The organism is Bacillus sp. CGMCC 1.16607, assembly GCF_042683745.1.
Lineage (GTDB): Bacteria > Bacillota > Bacilli > Bacillales > Cytobacillaceae > Pseudoneobacillus.
This window is the reverse complement of record NZ_JBHUJX010000025.1, coordinates 569374-589067: the sequence shown is the minus strand read 5'-3', so window position 1 is coordinate 589067 and position 19694 is coordinate 569374. Positions and strand designations below refer to the sequence as shown.

General features: G+C 34.6%; 21 protein-coding genes and 1 pseudogene. 18 read left to right on the top strand and 4 right to left on the bottom strand.

The annotated features are described in order from the left end of the window. Window positions 1-32: 32 nt before the first annotated feature. Window positions 33-815 (top strand): phosphatidylserine decarboxylase, encoded by a 783-nt coding sequence (locus tag ACFSO7_RS19460; protein WP_377879027.1) that lies wholly within the window; start codon window positions 33-35, stop codon window positions 813-815. A 73-nt stretch (window positions 816-888) separates the two neighbouring features. On the opposite strand, the gene sda is transcribed toward ACFSO7_RS19460, so the two are convergent. Next, window positions 889-1029 (bottom strand): sporulation histidine kinase inhibitor Sda, encoded by a 141-nt coding sequence (gene sda, locus ACFSO7_RS19455; protein ID WP_377879026.1) that lies wholly within the window; start codon window positions 1027-1029, stop codon window positions 889-891. Window positions 1030-1487: 458 nt separating this feature from the next. Here sda and ACFSO7_RS19450 point away from each other — a divergent pair, with 458 nt between their 5' ends. Genes ACFSO7_RS19450 through ACFSO7_RS19420 form a run of 7 tightly spaced genes read left to right on the top strand, consistent with a single transcriptional unit; the run spans window position 1488 to window position 5943 of the window. Next, a complete protein-coding gene (locus tag ACFSO7_RS19450; protein ID WP_377879025.1) occupies window positions 1488-2003 on the top strand; it encodes a YqeG family HAD IIIA-type phosphatase in 516 nt (171 codons plus the stop codon). Window positions 2004-2005: 2 nt separating this feature from the next. Then, window positions 2006-3112: a ribosome biogenesis GTPase YqeH gene (yqeH, locus tag ACFSO7_RS19445; protein ID WP_377879023.1), complete on the top strand. Its 1107-nt coding sequence runs from the start codon at window positions 2006-2008 to the stop codon at window positions 3110-3112. Between the two features lie 20 nt (window positions 3113-3132). After that, on the top strand, window positions 3133-3972 hold the full coding sequence (gene aroE, locus ACFSO7_RS19440) for a shikimate dehydrogenase (protein ID WP_377879022.1): 840 nt from the start codon (window positions 3133-3135) through the stop codon (window positions 3970-3972). Further along, complete coding sequence (gene yhbY / locus ACFSO7_RS19435) at window positions 3966-4256, top strand: ribosome assembly RNA-binding protein YhbY (protein ID WP_377879021.1); 291 nt, start codon at window positions 3966-3968, stop codon at window positions 4254-4256. The genes aroE and yhbY overlap by 7 nt, the downstream gene beginning before the upstream one ends. 14 nt (window positions 4257-4270) lie before the next feature. Continuing rightward, on the top strand, window positions 4271-4828 hold the full coding sequence (yqeK, locus tag ACFSO7_RS19430) for a bis(5'-nucleosyl)-tetraphosphatase (symmetrical) YqeK (protein ID WP_377879020.1): 558 nt from the start codon (window positions 4271-4273) through the stop codon (window positions 4826-4828). 12 nt (window positions 4829-4840) lie between these two features. After that, window positions 4841-5197 carry a ribosome silencing factor gene (gene rsfS, locus ACFSO7_RS19425; RefSeq protein WP_377879019.1) on the top strand — a complete coding sequence of 119 codons (357 nt, stop codon included), beginning with the start codon at window positions 4841-4843 and terminating at the stop codon, window positions 5195-5197. Then, complete coding sequence (locus ACFSO7_RS19420; RefSeq protein ID WP_377879018.1) at window positions 5194-5943, top strand: class I SAM-dependent DNA methyltransferase; 750 nt, start codon at window positions 5194-5196, stop codon at window positions 5941-5943. Before rsfS ends, ACFSO7_RS19420 begins: the two co-directional genes overlap by 4 nt. 69 nt (window positions 5944-6012) lie before the next feature. Here ACFSO7_RS19420 and comER read toward each other — a convergent pair whose 3' ends face one another. Beyond that, the gene (gene comER / locus ACFSO7_RS19415; protein WP_377879017.1) at window positions 6013-6837 is read right to left on the bottom strand and encodes a late competence protein ComER; all 825 of its coding nucleotides are present in this window, start codon (window positions 6835-6837) and stop codon (window positions 6013-6015) included. Between the two features lie 87 nt (window positions 6838-6924). On the opposite strand from comER, the gene ACFSO7_RS19410 reads away from it, so the two are divergent. The 3 genes and pseudogenes from ACFSO7_RS19410 to ACFSO7_RS19400 all read left to right on the top strand — a co-directional run bounded on the left by ACFSO7_RS19410 (window position 6925) and on the right by ACFSO7_RS19400 (window position 10375). Beyond that, window positions 6925-7536, top strand: a complete 612-nt coding sequence (locus tag ACFSO7_RS19410) for a helix-hairpin-helix domain-containing protein (protein ID WP_377879016.1) — start codon at window positions 6925-6927, stop codon at window positions 7534-7536. Between the two features lie 68 nt (window positions 7537-7604). Next, window positions 7605-8063, top strand: a pseudogene (locus tag ACFSO7_RS19405) (ComE operon protein 2); the annotation flags it as partial. Continuing rightward, window positions 8063-10375, top strand: coding sequence for a DNA internalization-related competence protein ComEC/Rec2 (locus ACFSO7_RS19400; RefSeq protein ID WP_377879015.1), 2313 nt, complete (start codon window positions 8063-8065; stop codon window positions 10373-10375). The pseudogene ACFSO7_RS19405 and the gene ACFSO7_RS19400, both read left to right, overlap by 1 nt. An 86-nt stretch (window positions 10376-10461) precedes the next feature. On the opposite strand, the gene ACFSO7_RS19395 is transcribed toward ACFSO7_RS19400, so the two are convergent. After that, window positions 10462-10596 carry a YqzM family protein gene (locus tag ACFSO7_RS19395; protein WP_377879014.1) on the bottom strand — a complete coding sequence of 45 codons (135 nt, stop codon included), beginning with the start codon at window positions 10594-10596 and terminating at the stop codon, window positions 10462-10464. Between the two features lie 388 nt (window positions 10597-10984). On the opposite strand from ACFSO7_RS19395, the gene holA reads away from it, so the two are divergent. Beyond that, window positions 10985-12007, top strand: a complete 1023-nt coding sequence (gene holA / locus ACFSO7_RS19390) for a DNA polymerase III subunit delta (protein ID WP_377879013.1) — start codon at window positions 10985-10987, stop codon at window positions 12005-12007. 40 nt (window positions 12008-12047) lie between these two features. On the opposite strand, the gene rpsT is transcribed toward holA, so the two are convergent. Next, the gene (rpsT, locus tag ACFSO7_RS19385; protein WP_377879012.1) at window positions 12048-12308 is read right to left on the bottom strand and encodes a 30S ribosomal protein S20; all 261 of its coding nucleotides are present in this window, start codon (window positions 12306-12308) and stop codon (window positions 12048-12050) included. Between the two features lie 221 nt (window positions 12309-12529). Between rpsT and gpr the strand changes: the two genes are divergently transcribed. The 6 genes from gpr (at window position 12530) to hrcA (ending at window position 19591) form a co-directional block, all read left to right on the top strand. Next, window positions 12530-13648 carry a GPR endopeptidase gene (gpr, locus tag ACFSO7_RS19380; protein WP_377879011.1) on the top strand — a complete coding sequence of 373 codons (1119 nt, stop codon included), beginning with the start codon at window positions 12530-12532 and terminating at the stop codon, window positions 13646-13648. Between the two features lie 74 nt (window positions 13649-13722). Beyond that, a complete protein-coding gene (gene spoIIP, locus ACFSO7_RS19375; RefSeq protein ID WP_377879010.1) occupies window positions 13723-14928 on the top strand; it encodes a stage II sporulation protein P in 1206 nt (401 codons plus the stop codon). A 12-nt stretch (window positions 14929-14940) separates the two neighbouring features. After that, window positions 14941-15270, top strand: coding sequence for a YqxA family protein (locus tag ACFSO7_RS19370; protein WP_377879009.1), 330 nt, complete (start codon window positions 14941-14943; stop codon window positions 15268-15270). A gap of 167 nt (window positions 15271-15437) precedes the next feature. After that, window positions 15438-17273 carry a translation elongation factor 4 gene (gene lepA / locus ACFSO7_RS19365; RefSeq protein ID WP_377879008.1) on the top strand — a complete coding sequence of 612 codons (1836 nt, stop codon included), beginning with the start codon at window positions 15438-15440 and terminating at the stop codon, window positions 17271-17273. A 64-nt stretch (window positions 17274-17337) separates the two neighbouring features. After that, window positions 17338-18474, top strand: a complete 1137-nt coding sequence (hemW, locus tag ACFSO7_RS19360; protein WP_377879007.1) for a radical SAM family heme chaperone HemW — start codon at window positions 17338-17340, stop codon at window positions 18472-18474. Window positions 18475-18559: 85 nt separating this feature from the next. After that, window positions 18560-19591, top strand: a complete 1032-nt coding sequence (gene hrcA / locus ACFSO7_RS19355) for a heat-inducible transcriptional repressor HrcA (RefSeq protein ID WP_377879006.1) — start codon at window positions 18560-18562, stop codon at window positions 19589-19591. Window positions 19592-19694: the final 103 nt, after the last annotated feature.

The window sequence follows — 19694 nt, the reverse complement described above, 5'->3', positions numbered from 1 at the left end:
CATGGAATCTAATTTTGCGGAGGTTACCGATTTTGTTAAAAACAATATATCGAGTGCTAATTGAACTTACTAACGGTAGATGGTCCTCATTCATATTAAAACGATTTTCACAATCGAGTTTAAGTAAATATGTGGTTTCTTCATTTGCCAAAACATATAAGATCAACACGAATGAGATGCTTATGGGTATCCATGATTATCCAACTCTTCATGAATTTTTTATTCGAGAATTAAAAAAAGGGGCAAGACCTATAAATGAAGAAGAATTATCAGTTGTCAGCCCCGTTGATGCTGTAATAGAGGATATTGGTGTAATTCATCCTGATTCTACGATTATTGTAAAAAATAAAAGTTACTCTATTTCCGAAATGCTAGGCAGCGATGAGAAAGCAGCTCATTATTTGAATGGTACCTACATGATATTTTATTTAAGTCCAAGTCACTATCATCGTATTCATGCGCCTGTTTCCGGAAAAATAATAGAACAATGGGTTCTTGGGAAAAAATCGTATCCAGTAAATAAGATGGGATTAAAGTATGGAAGGAAAACGTTATCGAAAAATTACAGGTCGATTTCGGAAATTGAAGTAAAAGGGAGCCATTTTGCTTTAGTAAAAGTTGGGGCAATGTTTGTTAATTCAATTGAACTAACTCACCAGGATGATTATGTAATAAAAGGTTCCGAAATGGCCTATTTCACATTTGGTTCAACCGTTATTCTTCTCTTTCAGGAGAAACAAATGTCACTACTCCCGTCTATTAAAGCACCTTATCATATCAAGCTAGGTGAAAAAATCGGGGTCATGAATTCTTGAATTCAAAATATCATGCATTTCACATATTTTTAAACATAAAAAAAGCCCTTTAATGGGCTCTAGGGATATGCATTTATGAAATTACTTTAATTTTATTTGTAAGTGAGCGACGATGAATTTCTAATTCAATGAGACGAATAAAATCAAGACTAAGATTTAATTCTCTTGCCTTAAAATAAGATTCAATCAACAATTCGTCTGACAATTTGCGCATGTCAACATCCACCTCCAAATTTTATTAAATCGTACTATTAGAAATTGTGTAAGCATATAATGTTAGGTTGTCTTCGTTGTAATATTAATTTATCAAATTTATCCAATAAGAACAACCGTTCTGTTATCCACAATGTTCAGTGGATAACCTGTGACTAATTTGTTTATAATTGGTAATTATATAGATTTGGTATGCATGTGTAATGTGAATAAGGTTATCCACAGTGTAGAATGATCGGTGTGTTTGTCGAAAAATTTTTATTTTTCTTTAACAAATCTGCAAAATTCGACTAAAACAGATAAAAAACTTCAAATTTCATTGACAATTCGTTCATTACATAGGAAAATGTCGTTTTTGTAAAAGATAATGACAAGGAAACTAGGTTTGTTTTGTACAAACAGATGAAATTGGTTAAAATGAATAAGTTAATGAGCTAGAAAGTTAAGAGGTGTATAGACTTGTTAAAAAACTTTTTACCAAACCAGCATGTGAAGAGCATTTTTGAAATAACACCAGAATCATTAAAGGCTAATGGGATAAAAGGAATCATCACGGATTTAGATAATACATTAGTTGAATGGGATCGCCCATTGGCTACACCTAAATTAATATCATGGTTTGAAGAAATGAAAAAAAATAATATCGCTGTTACGATTGTTTCAAATAACAATGAAAACCGTGTAAAGGCATTTTCCGATCCGTTAAATATTCCATTTATTTTTGAAGCTAGAAAACCAATGACTCGTGCATTTTATCGGGCATTAAATCAAATGGGTTTACAAAAACAAGAGGCAGTAGTAATTGGTGATCAGCTTTTAACGGATGTACTTGGTGGAAATCGAGGAGGATTCCATACCGTTCTGGTTGTTCCTGTTGCGAAAACGGATGGACTGATTACTAAATTTAATCGTTTAGTAGAGCGGAGAATTTTAAATTGGTTCCGTAAAAAGGGCATGATTCATTGGGAGGAATAAATGTGAATAATGAGCAATTTATATGTATTGGTTGTGGTGTCAAAATTCAAACTGAAAATGTTGAAGAGATTGGCTACGCTCCAACCTCAGCATTAGAAAAGGAACAGATTATATGTCAGCGTTGCTTTCGATTAAAGCATTATAACGAAATTCAGGATGTCCATTTGACAGATGATGATTTTTTAAAAATTTTAAATGAAATTGGAAAAAATAAAGGCTTAATTGTGAAAATTGTTGATATATTCGACTTTAATGGTAGCTGGTTGCCTGGTCTCCATCGATTTGTTGGCAATAATAAAGTGGTATTAATCGGGAATAAAGTTGATTTACTACCAAAATCAATTAAACCAAATAAAGTGATTAATTGGATGAAGCATGAAGCGAAGCAGCTTGGATTAAAACCAGAAGAAGTGTTCTTAGTTAGTGCAGCAAAAGGACATTTCATTAAAGAAGTAGCTTCTGCAATAGATGTGCTTCGTCAAAATCAGGATGTTTATATTGTTGGTTGTACGAATGTCGGTAAATCAACATTTATTAATCGAATTATTAAAGAAGTAACTGGAACAGGCGATGTTATTACAACTTCTCATTTTCCGGGAACGACATTGGATATTATAAAAATTCCATTAGATGATGATAAATCTTTAATCGACACACCTGGGATTATTAATCACCATCAAATGGCTCACTTTGTCGATAAACAGGATTTAAAAGTTATTACACCAAAGAAAGAAATCAAGCCGAAAGTTTACCAGTTGAATGAAGGACAAACACTCTTCTTCGGCGGATTAGCTAGATTTGATTATATTAAAGGTGGCAGAAAATCTTTTGTTACTTATATTTCAAATGAATTAAACATTCATAGAACAAAGTTGGAAAATGCTAATGAATTATATAATAAGCATGTTGGTGAGATGTTAACTCCACCTAGACAAAACCAATTAGATTCTTTTCCAGAATTGGTCCGTCATGAGTTTACGATTAAAGAGGACAAAACGGATATCGTCTTCTCAGGTTTGGGATGGGTTACGATCAACGAGGCTGGTGTTCAAGTGGCTGCTTACGTTCCAAAAGGAGTTCAAGTGATTCTTAGAAAATCAATTATTTAGTTAAGTGGAGTGGAATCTGGATGAAAAAACTGTTTGCTGTCATTGGAGACCCTATAGCACATTCCATGTCCCCGCAGATGCATAATCATTTATTTCAATATTATTCTATTGATGCTCATTATCAGGCATTATTAGTAAAAAGTGAAGATTTACATGATGCAGTGAAAGGATTAAAGGCAATAGGAATATCAGGTTTTAATGTGACAATTCCGCATAAGTCAGCAATCATTCCTTTTTTAGATGAAGTGGATCCACTCGCCCATCAAATAGGAGCGGTCAATACAGTCGTAAATAAAAATGGCAGATTAATTGGCTATAATACAGATGGATTAGGCTTTCTTGCTGGTCTCTCGTCACTTGACCCTGGATTTGTTGAAAAAAAAGTCTTACTAATTGGTGCTGGTGGTGCTGCAAGAGCCATTTATTATACACTTGCAAAATCAGGGGTTAAAAAAATAGATATTTGTAATCGTACGTTAAGGAATGCTGAACAACTAATTCAACATTGTCCTTATCAATTAGATTCAAAAGCATTATCTGTTAAAGAAGCGGAAAACCATATACAACAATATGGGATTATTATTCAAACAACAAGTATTGGAATGACACCAAACAATGAATCCATTCCAATTGAATTAAATCATCTGCAAAGTGGATGTTTAGTTAGTGATATTATTTATAATCCTCTAGAAACAAGTCTTTTAAAACAGGCTAGAAATCTTGGAGCGATCACCCAAAATGGAGTCGATATGTTTGTTCATCAAGGAGCGTTAGCCTTTGAATATTGGACAGGCATTTCCCCATGTATTGAAAAAATGAAAAAGAATGTGTTGGATCAATTAGGAGGTACTCAATGTTAACTGGGAAGCAAAAAAGATATTTAAGATCGAAAGCACACCATTTAAACCCGATTTTCCAAGTCGGTAAAGGTGGGGTAAATGAAAATATGGTTAATCAAATATCAGACGTTCTTGAAGCGCGTGAATTGATTAAAGTAAGTGTTCTGCAAAATTGTGATGAAGATAAAGACATCGTTGCGGAACAATTAGTCAATGGAGCAGATGCTGAATTAGTACAAATCATCGGAAATATAATTGTCCTTTATAAAGAATCGATCGAAAATAAGCAGCTTCAATTGCCATAAGGAGATCCATTCGAATGAACCGCGAAAAAGCCCTTGATCTAGTAAAAAAACAACTCACAGAGCATCGATACGTTCATACAATTGGTGTGATGGAAACGGCTATAAAACTTGCTAAACTATTTGGAGCAGATGAAAAAAAGGCAGAAATAGCGGCGATTTTTCATGACTATGCAAAATTTCGTCCAAAAGAAGAAATGAAGCAAATCATTATTGATCAATGCCTCCCTGCTGATTTGCTTTTATATAATGAAGAATTATGGCATGCACCTGTAGGAGCGTTTTTAGTTGGGGTAGAAGTAGGCATTACTGATTCTGAAATCATCGATGCGATTCGATACCATACTTCTGGTAGACCAAGAATGACATTATTAGAAAAGATTATTTATGTTGCAGATTATATTGAACCAGGGCGTCATTTTCCAGGAGTTGAAGAGGTAAGAGAATTGGCAGAGAATAGCTTACAAGATGCATTAATTAAATCAATCCAGAATACGATTATTTTTTTAATGAAAAAAAAGCAGCCGATTTATCCAGATACATTCCTTACCTATAATGACCTTGTAATGAAATAGGAGGATAAATAGATGAGTAATCAATCATTATTAAATGTTGTTTATAAAGCAGCCGACGATAAAATTGCAGAGGATATTCTAGTTTTAAACATGAAAGGGATATCAGTTATAACGGATTATTTCTTAATTTGTCACGGAAATTCAGATAAGCAAGTTCAATCGATTGCTAGAGAAATTAAAGAAAAGGCAGAAGAAAATGGCTTTTCGATTAAAAGAATGGAAGGGTTTGATGAAGCAAGATGGGTGCTCGTTGATTTAGGAGACGTAGTTGTTCATGTGTTTCATAAAGAAGAGCGAAGCTATTATAACCTTGAACGCTTATGGGGAGATGCTCCAACAGAAGATGTACGAAGCGAGTTAAATAAATGACATATGAAAGATTTGCTTACCTATATGATCAGTTAATGGAAGATATGCCTTATGAAAAGTGGGTAGAACTTACTGATTATTACGGAAAGAAGCATCAAATCACAGGTAAAAAACTTCTAGATCTTGCTTGTGGAACAGGGGAGTTATCCTACAGGTTTGCATCTAGCGGATATGAAGTTACAGGAATTGATCTCTCCTCTGATATGCTAGCGATAGCTAAGGCAAAAACGGAGGAAGCAGGTTTTCATATCCCCTTTTATCAGCAGAACATGGCTGAATTAGAAGGGTTAGAAACGTTTGATTATATTACCATCTTTTGTGATTCCATAAATTATCTTTCTAATGAACAAGAGGTAGTAGATACGTTAGAGGGAGCATACAAGCATCTGTCAAATCAGGGGCTATTCCTTTTTGATGTTCACTCGGAATTTAAAATGGAGCATATTTTTAAAAATCAAACCTTTACCCTTAATGATGAAAATCTTTGTTATATTTGGAATTGTTTCGAAGGGGAATTTCCTTTAAGTGTTGAGCATGAACTTACCTTTTTTGTGAAGGACGCTACAAGTGAAAAGTATGACCGAATTGAGGAATATCATTTTCAAAGAACCTTCGCTATCAATCAATATATAAAGTGGTTGGAGCAGGCTGGTTTTGAGACCCTTCACATTTTAGGGGATTTAGAGCATCAATCACCAACGATGGAATCAGAAAGAATTTTATTTATTGCAAAGAAAAAGAGCTGACAAATTTTTTTGTCAGCTTTTTAAAAAATAGAAGGAAAAACAGAACTGTCTGTCAAAATACTTACTAAGCTATTCATCCGAAAACTGTTGTTGAATATGTGCTAGATCTTCAGCGAATTTTCGGTGCGTTGCTTGAAATAGATGTTCAAATACATCCCCAAGCTCTGTTTCTAGAACATTAATCCCTACCCCAGTAATTCCACCTTTTACACTCACTTTTTCCTGTAATGTCGGTAAAGTGTAGTGACCTTGTTTTAAGAGCTCACCTAATCCGATTAACATCTCACTTGCTAATTTTGTAGCGGTTTCCTGATCAATTTCGGTTTCTTTTATCGCTGCATGAATAAACCTCTGTACTAAATAACTAAAAAAAGCAGGACCACAGCTAACAATATCAGAGGATACCCTTGTAATATTCTCTTCAATTTCGAGTGGAACAGAAAAATGAGTAAATAATTGTGTAAGTTTTTCTTTCCATTGCGACTCACAATTTACCCCAAATGTTAAAAGTGATACCCCAGATAACGCTCGATTGGTAATACTAGGAATCGCACGTGCAACAGAGCAATCCACTACTTTTTCTAACTTTGTAACACAAATTGGGCTTGTAATGGAAACGATGCATTTCTCTTTTGATAGCACGTGCTTTATACTTTTTAGCACTCCGTATACATCTAATGGTTTGACACAGATAAAGATGAGATCAGCTCGTTTTGCCACTTCAACGATATTTGTTTCTACAGTTACTTCTGGATATATATCTTTAAGCAATAATGCTTTTGCTGTTGTGCGGTTAGTGACTGTGATGGAAGAAGGGGGAACGGCATTTGAATCCAGCATTGCCTCGGTCAAGATTCTCCCCATATTACCTATACCAATAATCCCTATCTCCACTGTCCTATCCCTCCTTCATAAGCAAACTTCTCATATAACCATATGTACGATTATAAAAATTTATACCAAAATGAAAGGGTGTTAGTAATGAAAGATTGGTTAATTGTTCATAAAATAAAAATTTTCGGGGGAATTATTTTAGTTATTATAAGTTTTTATTTTTATTTAACTGGGGGAGATGATAAAGATGGATTGATGATTGAAGAAATTTCTTCATCTAAAAATGATCAATTGGAAGTGGAATCTACGGTAACTAAAGTACCAGAAGAACCAGTCAATATAATGGTCGATGTAAAAGGGGCTGTAATCCAGCCAGGTGTATATCATGCAATTCAAGGGGAAAGAGTGATTGATCTTATTCATAAAGCAGGTGGTTTTACAAAAAATGCAGACCAAAACCAAGTAAATCTCTCAGAGCATATCGAGGATGAAATGGTCATTTTTGTACCAATCCTAGGTGATGCAGGTGGTGTATCTCAAGAAATGGGCAGTTCCGGGAAAAGCACCTTAATTAATATTAATAAGGCAAGTGATAGTGAACTACAAAATTTGCCTGGAATTGGACCTTCAAAGGCAATAGCCATTATTGAGTATCGAGAGACTAACGGTGGTTTTAAAAAAATTGAAGATCTTAAAAAAATTAGTGGGATTGGTGAAAAAACTTTTGAAAAATTAGCTCCACTTATTACCGTAAAATAAAATCATATCTTTCCACGATAAATAAAATCGAGTAGACTAATAGAAAATAATAGAAAAGAGGGACAAGGTTGGAGCGCATATCTTGGAATCAGTATTTTATGGCCCAAAGCCAGCTACTATCTTTAAGAAGTACATGTACGAGATTAACAGTTGGGGCCACGATTGTCAGAGACAAAAGAATCATTGCTGGTGGTTATAACGGTTCCATCGCGGGTGGAGTCCATTGTATTGATGAAGGATGCTATGTTATCGATAATCATTGTGTAAGGACCATTCATGCAGAAATGAATGCTTTACTTCAGTGTGCAAAATTTGGGGTGCCAACGGAGGGGTCAGATATTTATGTCACTCATTTTCCGTGTTTACAATGTTGCAAAGCACTTATTCAGGCTGGAATTAAAACAGTTTATTATGCAGAGGATTATAAAAATCACCCTTATGCATTGGAACTATTTACTCAGGCGGGGGTAAAGACTGAACAAGTCCTGTTAAACGATAAAACTCTTTCCGTTTTAAAGGAACAAAAATGAAAGGAAATTTGATTTTTATTTCACTCTCGGCTCTATTAGGGATTATCAGTACGTTTGAAGGAATGTGGTCAATTGGCTTATTCCTTCTTTATCTTTTTTGGTTTTTAGTGAAAAAAATCCCCAAAAAACAAATCTTATTTTTAACCCTAGTCTATATCCTCTATTTCATTGTTAGCTCTTACTTCTTATATCACAACAAAACCATACTTCCTAGCGAAAAAACTCATTTTCAAGTTCAATTTTTAGATGAAATGAAGATTGATGGAAAAAGTATCCGAGCGGTCGTAATTGACTCAGTAAGTAAAGAAAAACTTGTTTTATCCTACAAAATAGCTTCAGAATCAGAGAAAAAAATCCTCCAAAATAAATCAATGGTAAAAAATATTTGTATTTTAGAAGGTAAATTAGAAATTCCTAGTCCTTCAAGAAATGTAAACGCCTTTAATTATCAGGAGTATTTAAAGCAGAAGAATATTTTTTGGGAATTGCAGGTTACTAACTGGAGGGTGGAAAATTGTAGGGGAGGAAAGATAAATTTATTGGACAAAATTAAAAGATTTCGTGATATAGGCATAACGAATATCGAAAGAAATTTTACTAAGGAAACCGCCCCCTTAGCTGCAGCGCTCATTTTTGGTTCTAGAGAGTTTTTAGAAGAAGAGACAATTTTAGCGTATCAAAAGCTAGGTGTCATCCATTTAATTTCTATTTCAGGGTTACATGTGGCATTATTAGTCGGTTTGATTTTCTATTTAGGAATTCGACTTGGCTTTGTAAGGGAAAAGCTTTCAAGAATATTAATAATGCTCCTTCCAGTTTATGCTATTCTAACCGGAGCTTCCCCATCTGTGAATCGGTCAGTTATTATGACTATGATGATTTTAGCTATCATAAATATTAAATTCCCCTTTATACTTAAGTCTATTGATGGATTATGCCTATCTTTTTTACTGTTAACTTTAATTAATCCAATGATTATATACAATATTGGATTTCAATTATCGTATATCGTTACATTTTCTTTGCTTTTATCTTTATCCATTGCTTCAAAGATAAGGTCGAATTTTATTAAAATGATGACCACATCTTATATTTCCCAAATATCAGCCCTTCCCTTTTTGTTGTTTCATTTCTATGAAATCCCTCTTTTATCTATTGTAGCAAACATGATTTTTGTCCCGCTTTATTCTTTTATTTTTCTACCGGGACTTATATTGATCTTTGTCATTCAATTTCTCTCTAATGATTTATTTGATTTTCTATCACTGTTGCTTTCTTTTTTGATCAAAAAAAGTGATCAATTGGCAGAATTTATTTCTTCATTTAGTTGGACGATGTCCAGTCCAGGAAAACCTTCTGTCCCTTTTCTTATCTTATATTTAGTAAGTATTTTATTGTCCTTTTATTCGTGGGAAAAGTTCCATTTTTTAAGATGGAGGGTCGTACTGCCTTGGATGGTATTAGGAGCTCATCTCTTTTCTCCTCATTTTTCTTCTCTTGGTGAGGTTACGTTATTAGATGTTGGGCAAGGGGATAGTATACTCATTAAACTTCCGAAAAACAAAGGAAATTATTTAATTGATACTGGCGGAAGCCTGAATTTCTCTGTTAGCGATTGGAGACAAAGGAAGAATCAATATGATGTAGGACATGATGTTCTTGTTCCATTTTTAAAATCAAAAGGAATTAACATACTCGATTTATTAATCCTGACCCATGGTGATATGGATCATATAGGTGGAAGTTTTGCTTTATTAAAGGAAATAAAGGTGAAGAACTTATTATTACCATCCAATAATACAGAAAAATCGTCATTCGAAATGGAATTATTAAAAATAGCGAAAGAGAAAAATATTAAGGTAACTTATGTGAATGAAGGGATGGCATGGAAAATTAACAATAATGAATTTCATATTCTTTCTCCGCCTCAAAATTATAGTGGCGACAAAAATGAGGGTTCAATTGTTTTAAATGCAAAAATAGGTGGCTCTAAATGGCTGTTTACGGGAGATTTGGGAAAGGAAGGGGAACAAAGAATTATCGAAAATTATCCCGATATTACCATAGATATTTTGAAAGTTGGGCATCATGGTAGTAAAAATTCAACCTCTAAAGAATTTATTGAGTATTTTCGCCCGAAATATGCGCTTATTTCTGTTGGCGAACAAAATCGTTTTGGACATCCACATCCAGAAGTATTAAAAATATTAGAAGAAGAAGGGAGTAATATCTTAAGAACGGATAGGCATGGAGGAATTACTTTTTATTTTAAAAGAGAAAAAGGAACCTTTTATAAAGCATTCCCATAATATAATGTATAATTTATCTTTTAGAAATGAAAAGAGACTGCATGAAAAATGCAGTCCCGCAAGCTCTAATATGTAGAACTACTTGATTATGATCCAACTACTTTAATGACTGTTGCAATAATAAACATGGTCGCAAAGAATCCGAAAGAAACGATAAATCCCATTCCAGAATCTATTGCATCATTACGTTTGCTTTGAACATTCTTTTCAAATTCATTCACAGTCTACCCCTCCTATTTCCTTCTTAGTATAAGCGAAACAATAAAAAAAATCTAGCTTTCAAAAGTATTTCAATATTAATTTTGTCCAACTTAAGAAGCTTTACGCTTATCTTAATTCCATTCAAATAAACCATTCCTATAAATGACAAGACTTGTCACAAATACTTTTTCCGGTTAAACATATGCTAAGATTACAAACAAGACATACCGTCTGGCAGATAAGTTCCTAGGTCTTATGTGCTGGCGTTTATAATAGAACGGGAATTGACTTAACTGGGTGTCAATTCCCTTTTAATGTTAGGAAAGACTTACATTGCTCCTTATACTTGTCAAATGGTCATCTCTTCATTACGATAGTAAGAAGGAAATGTTAGAACGGAGAGTATAAATGATTATTGATATTTGGAAACAAATAAAAAAAGGAGAATTTGCACAACTCTATTTATTATATGGATCAGAGTCTTTTCTTATCCATGAAACCATTCAACTTCTTATTAATCATGTTTTGAATGAAGATGAAAAGGATTTCAATCTTTCTACATACGATTTAGAGGAAATACCAATTGAAGTTGCCTTAGAGGATGCTGAAACATTCCCTTTTCTTGGAGAAAAAAGATTAATTATTTTACAGAATCCAGTGTTTTTAACAAGTGAAAAAACAAAGGAAAAAGTGGAACATAATATAAGTAAACTTGAACTTTATATTTCCAACCCTCCCCCTTATTCAATTGTTGTCTTGGCAGCTCCATACGAAAAATTGGACGAACGGAAGAAAATTACAAAAGAGCTGAAAAGAAATGCTGTGATGGGTGAAGCAAAGAAATTAAATGATCAAGAATTAAGAAATTGGATAAAAGATAGAATTTCTGTTAATGGAGTTCAAATGGAAGAAAAAGCATTAGATAAAATGATAGCTATTGCAGGTACAAATTTATTTGTACTAACGAATGAAATAGATAAGATGTCCCTGTATGTAGGGAACGAAAAGAAAATAGATTTGCAAACAGTAGAAAAACTCGTATCGAAAACGCTCGAACAAAATATTTTTGAACTTGTAGATAAGGTTGTTCACCGAAAAACAGAGGATGCACTTCGAATTTATTATGATCTCTTGAAACAAAATGAAGAACCATTAAAAATTTTAGCCTTATTAGCGGGCCAATTTCGCTTAATTTATCAAGTGAAGGAATTAGCTAGAAAAGGCTATGGGCAACAACAAATAGCAAGTGCAATCAAACAACATCCTTACCGAGTTAAACTAGCTGCTGGTCAAGCGAGTCTATTTACAGATAAAGAATTAGTAGAAATGATGCGGTTGTTTGCAGAAGCTGATTACCAAATGAAAACAGGTAGTCTAAATAAAACAATGATCATTGAAATGATTTTCTTCAAATTAAATTCTTTAAGCTAAAAAAAGATCCCAAAGCTTGGGATCTTTTTTCGATGAAAAATTATTGAGCAGCGTTCAATTTCTTCATTAGACGAGATTTTTTACGAGCCGCAGCTTTTTTGTGGACAAGTCCTTTTTGAGCAGCTTTGTCTAATTTACTAGAAGCATTTTTGAAAAGTTCTTTTGCGTTTTCATCGTTAGTAAGAACCGCAGCTTCAACTTTCTTAACAGCAGTACGCATTGTAGATTTAACAGTTGCGTTATGAGCTTTTTTCACTTCGCTTGTTTTTACACGCTTAATAGCAGATTTAATATTTGGCAATTTCGTTCACCTCCTAATAAGAACCCGAGACTATATAACTCGACTTTCACTTACATTATTAATAATAGAGAACAAAGGATATTCTATCAAAAGCAACGATATTATGCAATACCATTAGCGAAAATAACGTTATTGATTAGTATTAGATGAATGATATTTTGCTATTACGGCAAAAATAGGAAAAGGTTTGTTTTCATTTTCGTAAGAAGGGATTGCTGTTTATGAATGAACAAGTGGATTTAAGCAAGTATTCGATAAGAACAGACTTAGCTGTTGAGGCGCGTGAAATGGTCATTGCTGACCGAAGTGTACAACAGCAGGAAAATATTTCGCAAATTGAGGGCGTCATTATAAAGGAAAAAGAAGAAAATGGGATTAAGGTATCCTTGGTTGAAATTACCAAAGAGGGAGAAACAGCAATTGGGAAAAAAGCAGGACGTTATTTAACGATGGAAGCAGTCGGCATTCGCCAACAAGATACAGAACTGCAACAAACCGTTCAAGAAGTGTTTACTTCAGAATTTTCTAGATTTATAAAAGAATTAGGGATAACTGAAAAAGCTTCTTGTTTAGTCGTAGGATTAGGTAACTGGAATGTCACGCCTGATTCATTAGGTCCTCTTGTATGCGAAAATTTATTAGTGACGAGACATCTTTATCAGCTTCAACCAGAGAATGTAGAGGAAGGATATCGCCCAGTTAGTGCTCTGTCACCGGGTGTAATGGGGATCACGGGAATCGAAACGAGTGATATTATATTTGGAGTCGTTGAGAAAACAAAGCCCGACTTTGTTATTGCTATCGATGCCCTCGCTTCAAGATCCATTGAAAGAGTGAATTCAACGATACAAGTTTCCGACACTGGTATCCATCCTGGATCTGGAGTGGGGAATAAACGTAAGGAAATTAGTAAAGAAACACTAGGTGTTCCGGTAATCGCTATAGGAGTTCCAACTGTGGTTGATGCTGCAACCATTACTAGTGATACGATTGACTTTATCTTAAAACATTTTGGTAAGGAGATGAAAGAAGGTAATCGACCCTCAAGGGCACTCGCACCAGCAGGAATGAGCTTTGGTGAGAAGAGGAAATTAACGGACGAGGATCTACCTGAAGAACAGCATCGAAAAACATTTTTAGGAATGGTCGGAACATTGCCTGATGATGAAAAGAGAAGGCTGATTTATGAGGTTCTTTCCCCACTTGGACATAACTTGATGGTAACGCCAAAAGAAGTAGATGTATTTATTGAAGATATGGCTAATTTAATTGCCAATGGATTAAATGCTGCCCTTCATAAAAAGGTAAATCAAGAAAATACAGGATTCTATACTCGATAAGAAATTTAAAAAATGGTTCTAGCTTCTCTAGCAAAGTCATATGTTTTACTAGACTTGCGAAAAGAGGTGGGAACATGAGAAATAGTAAGTCCACTGGAACACTCATTTCCATTCAAGGGACTAGCATATTGAAATTAATATTAACTTTCGTACTTTTTTTATTTTTGGTATTTTCCATTAGTGGATTGCTGACTTCTCTAAAGCCACAATATCGGTTAACTTCTTCTTCTGTTAACCATGCGGCCAATAATTTAACAGGTGATCTTTTTTATAAAGTGTTAGGATGGGAAAATCATTATTTCTTAGCGGCTTTACCGAATGAAAATAGTAGTCCTAAGTTAACCAACCTATTATTAAAACTTTCCACAAATATCAATTTAAATGATCCCAGAAGCCTACTAGGAAGGGAATTACCTGGATTTTCGCTATTTGATAGTAAAATTATTGTAGCAGATAAAGGAGTAAACTATACAAATCTGCCAGTAGAATCGGCCCCCCCAACAGAAGTTATGAAGGCGGAGAGTGAAGCAGCCCTTCAAAATTTAGAGGATGTGGAGTCCGCCGGACAAGATACAAATCCTACACCTCCAGCTTTGACTACAGGGGAACGGAAAGTGGTATTTGTTTACTTTACACATAATCGAGAGTCTTATTTACCTTATTTGAAAGGTGAAACAGATCCAAATCGAGCCTATCATTCAAAGGTGAATGTAACAAAAATTGGTGACAGATTGAAAGATAGCCTTGAGGCTAATGGGGTTGGTACGGAAGTAAGTAAAACGGATGTAATGGGAAATTTAAACAAAAAGAAAATGGTCTTTGGTCAAGCCTATCAAGAATCGCGACCAGTAGTTCAAACGGCAATGTCACAAAATCGAGAGCTACAATATTTTATTGATATTCATCGTGATAGCCATCGAAAAGATATTACAACTACAAACATAAATGGTAAATCATATGCGAATCTTGCCTTTATTATTGGTGCGGAACATGCCAACTATGAGCAAAATCTTAAATTAGCAAAAGAATTGCATCAGCGTTTAAATAAAAAGTACCCAGGTTTAAGTCGTGCAGTTACTGCGAAACAGGGCAAGTTAACGAATGGTAAATTTAATCAAGATTTGTCAAATAAAGCTATCTTAATCGAATTTGGTGGAGTAGATAATACTTTTGAAGAATTATATCGCACAGCAGATGCGTTAGCAGATATTTTTAGTGAGTATTATTGGCAGGCAGAAAAAGTTACTTCCCCAATTGAGCAAGAGGCAGAAGCCCAATAATACCGAATTAAGGTGATAACATTGAAATTATTTTTATTTAAAAGCTTGCTCATAGCGTCCCTCATGTTTCTTTCGGTATTATTCGGGATGCAGCAAGCAAATATCGGAATCCAAAAAATGAAAGGCTACGAAGATCCAAAGTTTAAAAGTGCTTTATCCCTTCAGACTACGGAATCAGGTGAGTTGCACGCCTCAGTATTAGGTAATGACGTGACAAGTCACGATATAGAATCAAAAAAACAAAAGCTAGAAGAACTGAAAGCCTATAACTTTTTTTCAGACCTAGGAAAGAAAATCTCAACGATTATAAGCGGAGGACTACGAGCATTAATGGAAAAATAAATACACTTTACTAATTTAAAGCACTGGGGGACAGTCCCCCAGTGCTTTAAATTAGTAAAGTGAGATGTATATTTACAATACTTGTAGTAATTATTGAATCTTCATAAACCTACTGATATAATCAAAAATAGTTTAAATTGGTCGTAAAGTAGGAGTGAAGCTTTTTAATGAATAGAGAAGAAAAACTGCAAAGACAATCAAAAATACGTAATTTTTCTATTATTGCACATATAGATCATGGGAAATCAACATTGGCTGACCGTATTTTGGAGAAAACAAATGCGTTAACTTCCCGTGAAATGAAAGATCAATTACTAGATTCCATGGACTTAGAACGTGAACGTGGAATAACCATCAAATTAAATGCCGTACAATTAAAATATAAAGCAAAAGATGGTGATGAGTATACTTTCCATCTAATCGATACCCCAGGACATGTTGACTTCACCTATGAAGTTTCCAGAAGTCTTGCTGCCTGTGAAGGTGCTGTATTAGTTGTGGATGCTGCACAAGGGATCGAAGCACAGACATTAGCAAACGTCTACTTAGCTTTAGACAACAATCTTGAAATACTTCCTGTTATTAATAAAATTGATTTGCCAAGTGCAGATCCGGAAAAAGTTCGCAAGGAAATTGAAGAAGTTATTGGTCTTGACGCTTCCGAAGCCGTTTTGGCTTCAGCTAAGGCAGGCATTGGAATCGAGGACATTTTAGAGCAAGTTGTTAAACAAGTTCCTGCTCCAACGGGAGATCCAGATGCACCTTTAAAAGCGCTAATTTTTGACTCTTTATTTGATGCCTATCGTGGAGTCGTTGCCTATATCCGAGTAACGGAAGGAACCGTTAAAGTCGGAGACAAAATCAAAATGATGGCCACTGGCAAAGAATTTGAAGTAAATGAAGTTGGAGTATTTACACCGAAAGCCACTTTAAGAGATGAATTGACCGTTGGTGATGTAGGTTTCTTAACCGCTGCAATCAAAAATGTAGGAGATACTCGAGTAGGGGATACAATTACGAATGCGAAAAATGGAGCGACTGAAGCTCTTCCAGGTTACCGAAAGTTAAATCCAATGGTGTATTGCGGTCTTTATCCAATTGATACGGCAAAATTTAATGATTTACGTGATGCATTAGAGAAGCTTCAATTGAACGATTCAGCACTTCAATTTGAGCCCGAAACATCCCAAGCACTAGGATTTGGATTCCGTTGTGGGTTTTTAGGCTTGCTTCATATGGAAATTATTCAAGAGCGAATTGAACGCGAATTTAAAATCGACTTAATTACAACAGCACCAAGTGTTATTTATCATGTGATTATGACAGATAAAACAGAGATTAATGTGGACAACCCATCGAATATGCCTGACCCACAAAAGATTGACAGAGTAGAGGAGCCGTATGTAAAAGCTACGATGATGACTCCAAATGACTTTGTTGGTGCTATCATGGAACTTTGCCAAGCGAAACGCGGAATTTTTATTGATATGCAATATCTAGATTCCAATCGAGTAAGTATTGTATACGAAATTCCTTTGGCAGAGATTGTTTATGATTTCTTTGATCAATTGAAATCCTCCACAAAGGGCTATGCTTCATTTGACTATGAGCTTATTGGATATAAACCATCGAAGCTTGTGAAAATGGATATTCTTTTGAATTCTGAAAAAGTGGATGCACTAAGCTTTATCGTTCATAATGATTTTGCTTATGAACGCGGGAAAATCATTGTTGAGAAATTGAAGGAACTAATTCCTAGACAACAATTTGAAGTCCCGGTTCAAGCGGCGATTGGTCAGAAAATCGTTGCACGATCTACGATCAAATCGATGGGTAAAAACGTTTTGGCTAAATGTTATGGGGGAGACATTTCCCGTAAGCGGAAGCTATTAGAAAAACAAAAAGAAGGTAAGAAACGCATGAAGTCAGTTGGATCTGTTGAAGTTCCACAAGAAGCGTTTATGGCAGTACTTAAAATGGACGACAATAACTCTAAAAAATAATTTCCTTTTAAAGAGGTTAGCGGCGCTAGCCTCTTTTTAATACTTACTAAAGGTTGTGATTATAGTGATTCAAGCTGCTTACATCCATATCCCATTTTGCCAGCAAATTTGTCACTACTGTGATTTTAATAAAGTTTTCCTAAAAGACCAGCCTGTGGGAGAATATTTAGACTCGCTGGAACAAGAAATGATTTTAACGTTGAAGGAGACACCAACAAAAAAGCTTCATTCCATTTTTGTTGGAGGCGGAACACCAACAGCTTTATCTGAAAATCAGTTAGTCCACTTATGTGAAATCATTCAAAGACAGTTGCCAGTTGATTCGGAAACGGAATTCACCTTTGAAGCCAATCCAGGCGACCTAAATTTGAAAAAGTTTCAAATCCTAAAAGATGCAGGCGTCAATCGAATCAGTTTTGGTGTTCAAACTTTTAATGAAAAATTACTTAAAAAAATCGGAAGATCTCATAGACCTGAAGACGTTTTTCAATCGATTGACTGGGCGAAGACTGCAGGATTTGAAAACATTAGTGTTGATTTAATATATGGTCTTCCTGAACAAACACTATCAGATTTTGAGGAAACGCTGGAAACAGCATTTTCATTAAATATTCCTCATTTTTCTGGATATTCTTTAATTATCGAACCGAAAACGGTTTTCTATAATCTAATGAAAAAAGGCAAACTTCCTCTTGTCGGTGAAGATATGGAAGCCAAAATGTTCGATACATTAATAGATAAAATGGCTAAAAATGGCTATCAACAATACGAAATAAGTAATTTTTCAAAAAAAGGCTTTGAAAGTAAACATAATCTAACATATTGGAATAATGAATATTATTACGGTTTTGGTGCAGGCGCACACAGTTATATAAATGGATATCGAAAAGCTAATTATGGTCCTTTAAAGAAATACTCTGATCCATTGAAAAACTCTCAGCTTCCAATTATGGAAGATCATTTTGTAACGAAAGAAGAACAAATGGAAGAGGAAATGTTCCTAGGTTTGAGAAAAATAAATGGAGTATCGAATGCTACTTTCATAATGAAATATGGAGTATCACCAGTGGAATATTTTTCAAAACCAATAAAAGAATTACAGGAGCGCGGCTTACTAAAGATCGATAATGATCGAATTTACCTCACAAAGCAAGGAATATTTTTAGGGAATGAAGTTTTTCAATCCTTTATAGGTATCTAAATGATTGACATCCTCCCTACCTTTTTGATAATTTATTATTAGAATTAGCACTCGTTACTGGTGAGTGCTAACAGAGGTGATAAATGTGCTTACGAATCGTCAATTACTGATATTACAAGTTATTGTGGATGATTTTATCCATTCTGCTCAACCTGTCGGATCTAGAAGTCTGTCGAAAAAAGAGGAAATTTCCTTTAGTTCGGCTACGATTAGAAATGAAATGGCTGATTTAGAGGAGATGGGGTACATTGAAAAGACGCACACCTCTTCAGGGAGAGTCCCGTCTGAAAAGGGCTATCGCTATTATGTTGATCACTTAGTTTCTCCTCAGGCATTGAATCAGCATGATGTCGGGAAAATTAAATCGATCTTTGCGGAAAAAATATATGAATTAGAAAAAATTGTTCAAAAGTCCGCAAAAATTTTGTCGGAAATGACAAATTACACTTCTATCGTATTAGGACCTGCAGTCAATGTGAATAAACTGAAGAAAATACAAATTGTTCCGTTGAATCAGGAGACAGCTGTAGCCATCATTATTACGGACACGGGCCATGTCGAAAACAGAATGTTTCATTTCCCAAAGACCATGAATATGAATGAAATAGAAAAAATGGTCAATATTCTAAATGATCGATTAGTAGGCGTACCAATTGTAGATCTGACAGATAAAATTTATAAAGAAGTGGCTTTCTTATTGCATCAGCACATCGAAAATTATGATTTAATCATTAATACTTTTGCAGATGCTTTAACGATCGCCCCAAATGAAAAGTTGTTCTATGGCGGAAAAACAAATATGCTAAGCCAACCTGAATTTAATGATATTGAAAAAGTGAAAAGCTTACTTAATATGATTGAACAGGAACAATGGATTTATAATTTTATCCGTCAAAAGCAATCTGGTATCCATGTGAAAATTGGTCGAGAGAATAATAATTCGGCAATGGAGAATTGTAGCTTAATCACAGCAACCTATTCAATAGGAACTGAAACACTGGGCACTATTGCCGTCCTTGGACCAACCAGGATGGAATACTCTAGAGTAATTAGTTTGCTCCAATTTATTAGCAATGATCTAACATCTGTTTTAACGAAACTGTATCAAAGTAAATAGCCGTGGAAATATTGATTAAAGGGTGGGAGACATGCTCTCCCTTAAATCTTTAATAAATGATAACTACTTTTAAGGGAGGTGAGTAAGTTGGCAACAGAAGAAA

Coding starts and splice junctions, on each gene's coding strand:
- sda (WP_377879026.1), bottom strand. CDS start 1,029: ATGCGCAAATTGTCAGACGAATTGTTGATTGAATCTTATTTTAAGGCA.
- aroE (WP_377879022.1), top strand. CDS start 3,133: ATGAAAAAACTGTTTGCTGTCATTGGAGACCCTATAGCACATTCCATG.
- yhbY (WP_377879021.1), top strand. CDS start 3,966: ATGTTAACTGGGAAGCAAAAAAGATATTTAAGATCGAAAGCACACCAT.
- yqeK (WP_377879020.1), top strand. CDS start 4,271: ATGAACCGCGAAAAAGCCCTTGATCTAGTAAAAAAACAACTCACAGAG.
- rsfS (WP_377879019.1), top strand. CDS start 4,841: ATGAGTAATCAATCATTATTAAATGTTGTTTATAAAGCAGCCGACGAT.
- ACFSO7_RS19420 (WP_377879018.1), top strand. CDS start 5,194: ATGACATATGAAAGATTTGCTTACCTATATGATCAGTTAATGGAAGAT.
- ACFSO7_RS19410 (WP_377879016.1), top strand. CDS start 6,925: ATGAAAGATTGGTTAATTGTTCATAAAATAAAAATTTTCGGGGGAATT.
- ACFSO7_RS19400 (WP_377879015.1), top strand. CDS start 8,063: ATGAAAGGAAATTTGATTTTTATTTCACTCTCGGCTCTATTAGGGATT.
- holA (WP_377879013.1), top strand. CDS start 10,985: ATGATTATTGATATTTGGAAACAAATAAAAAAAGGAGAATTTGCACAA.
- gpr (WP_377879011.1), top strand. CDS start 12,530: ATGAATGAACAAGTGGATTTAAGCAAGTATTCGATAAGAACAGACTTA.
- spoIIP (WP_377879010.1), top strand. CDS start 13,723: ATGAGAAATAGTAAGTCCACTGGAACACTCATTTCCATTCAAGGGACT.
- lepA (WP_377879008.1), top strand. CDS start 15,438: ATGAATAGAGAAGAAAAACTGCAAAGACAATCAAAAATACGTAATTTT.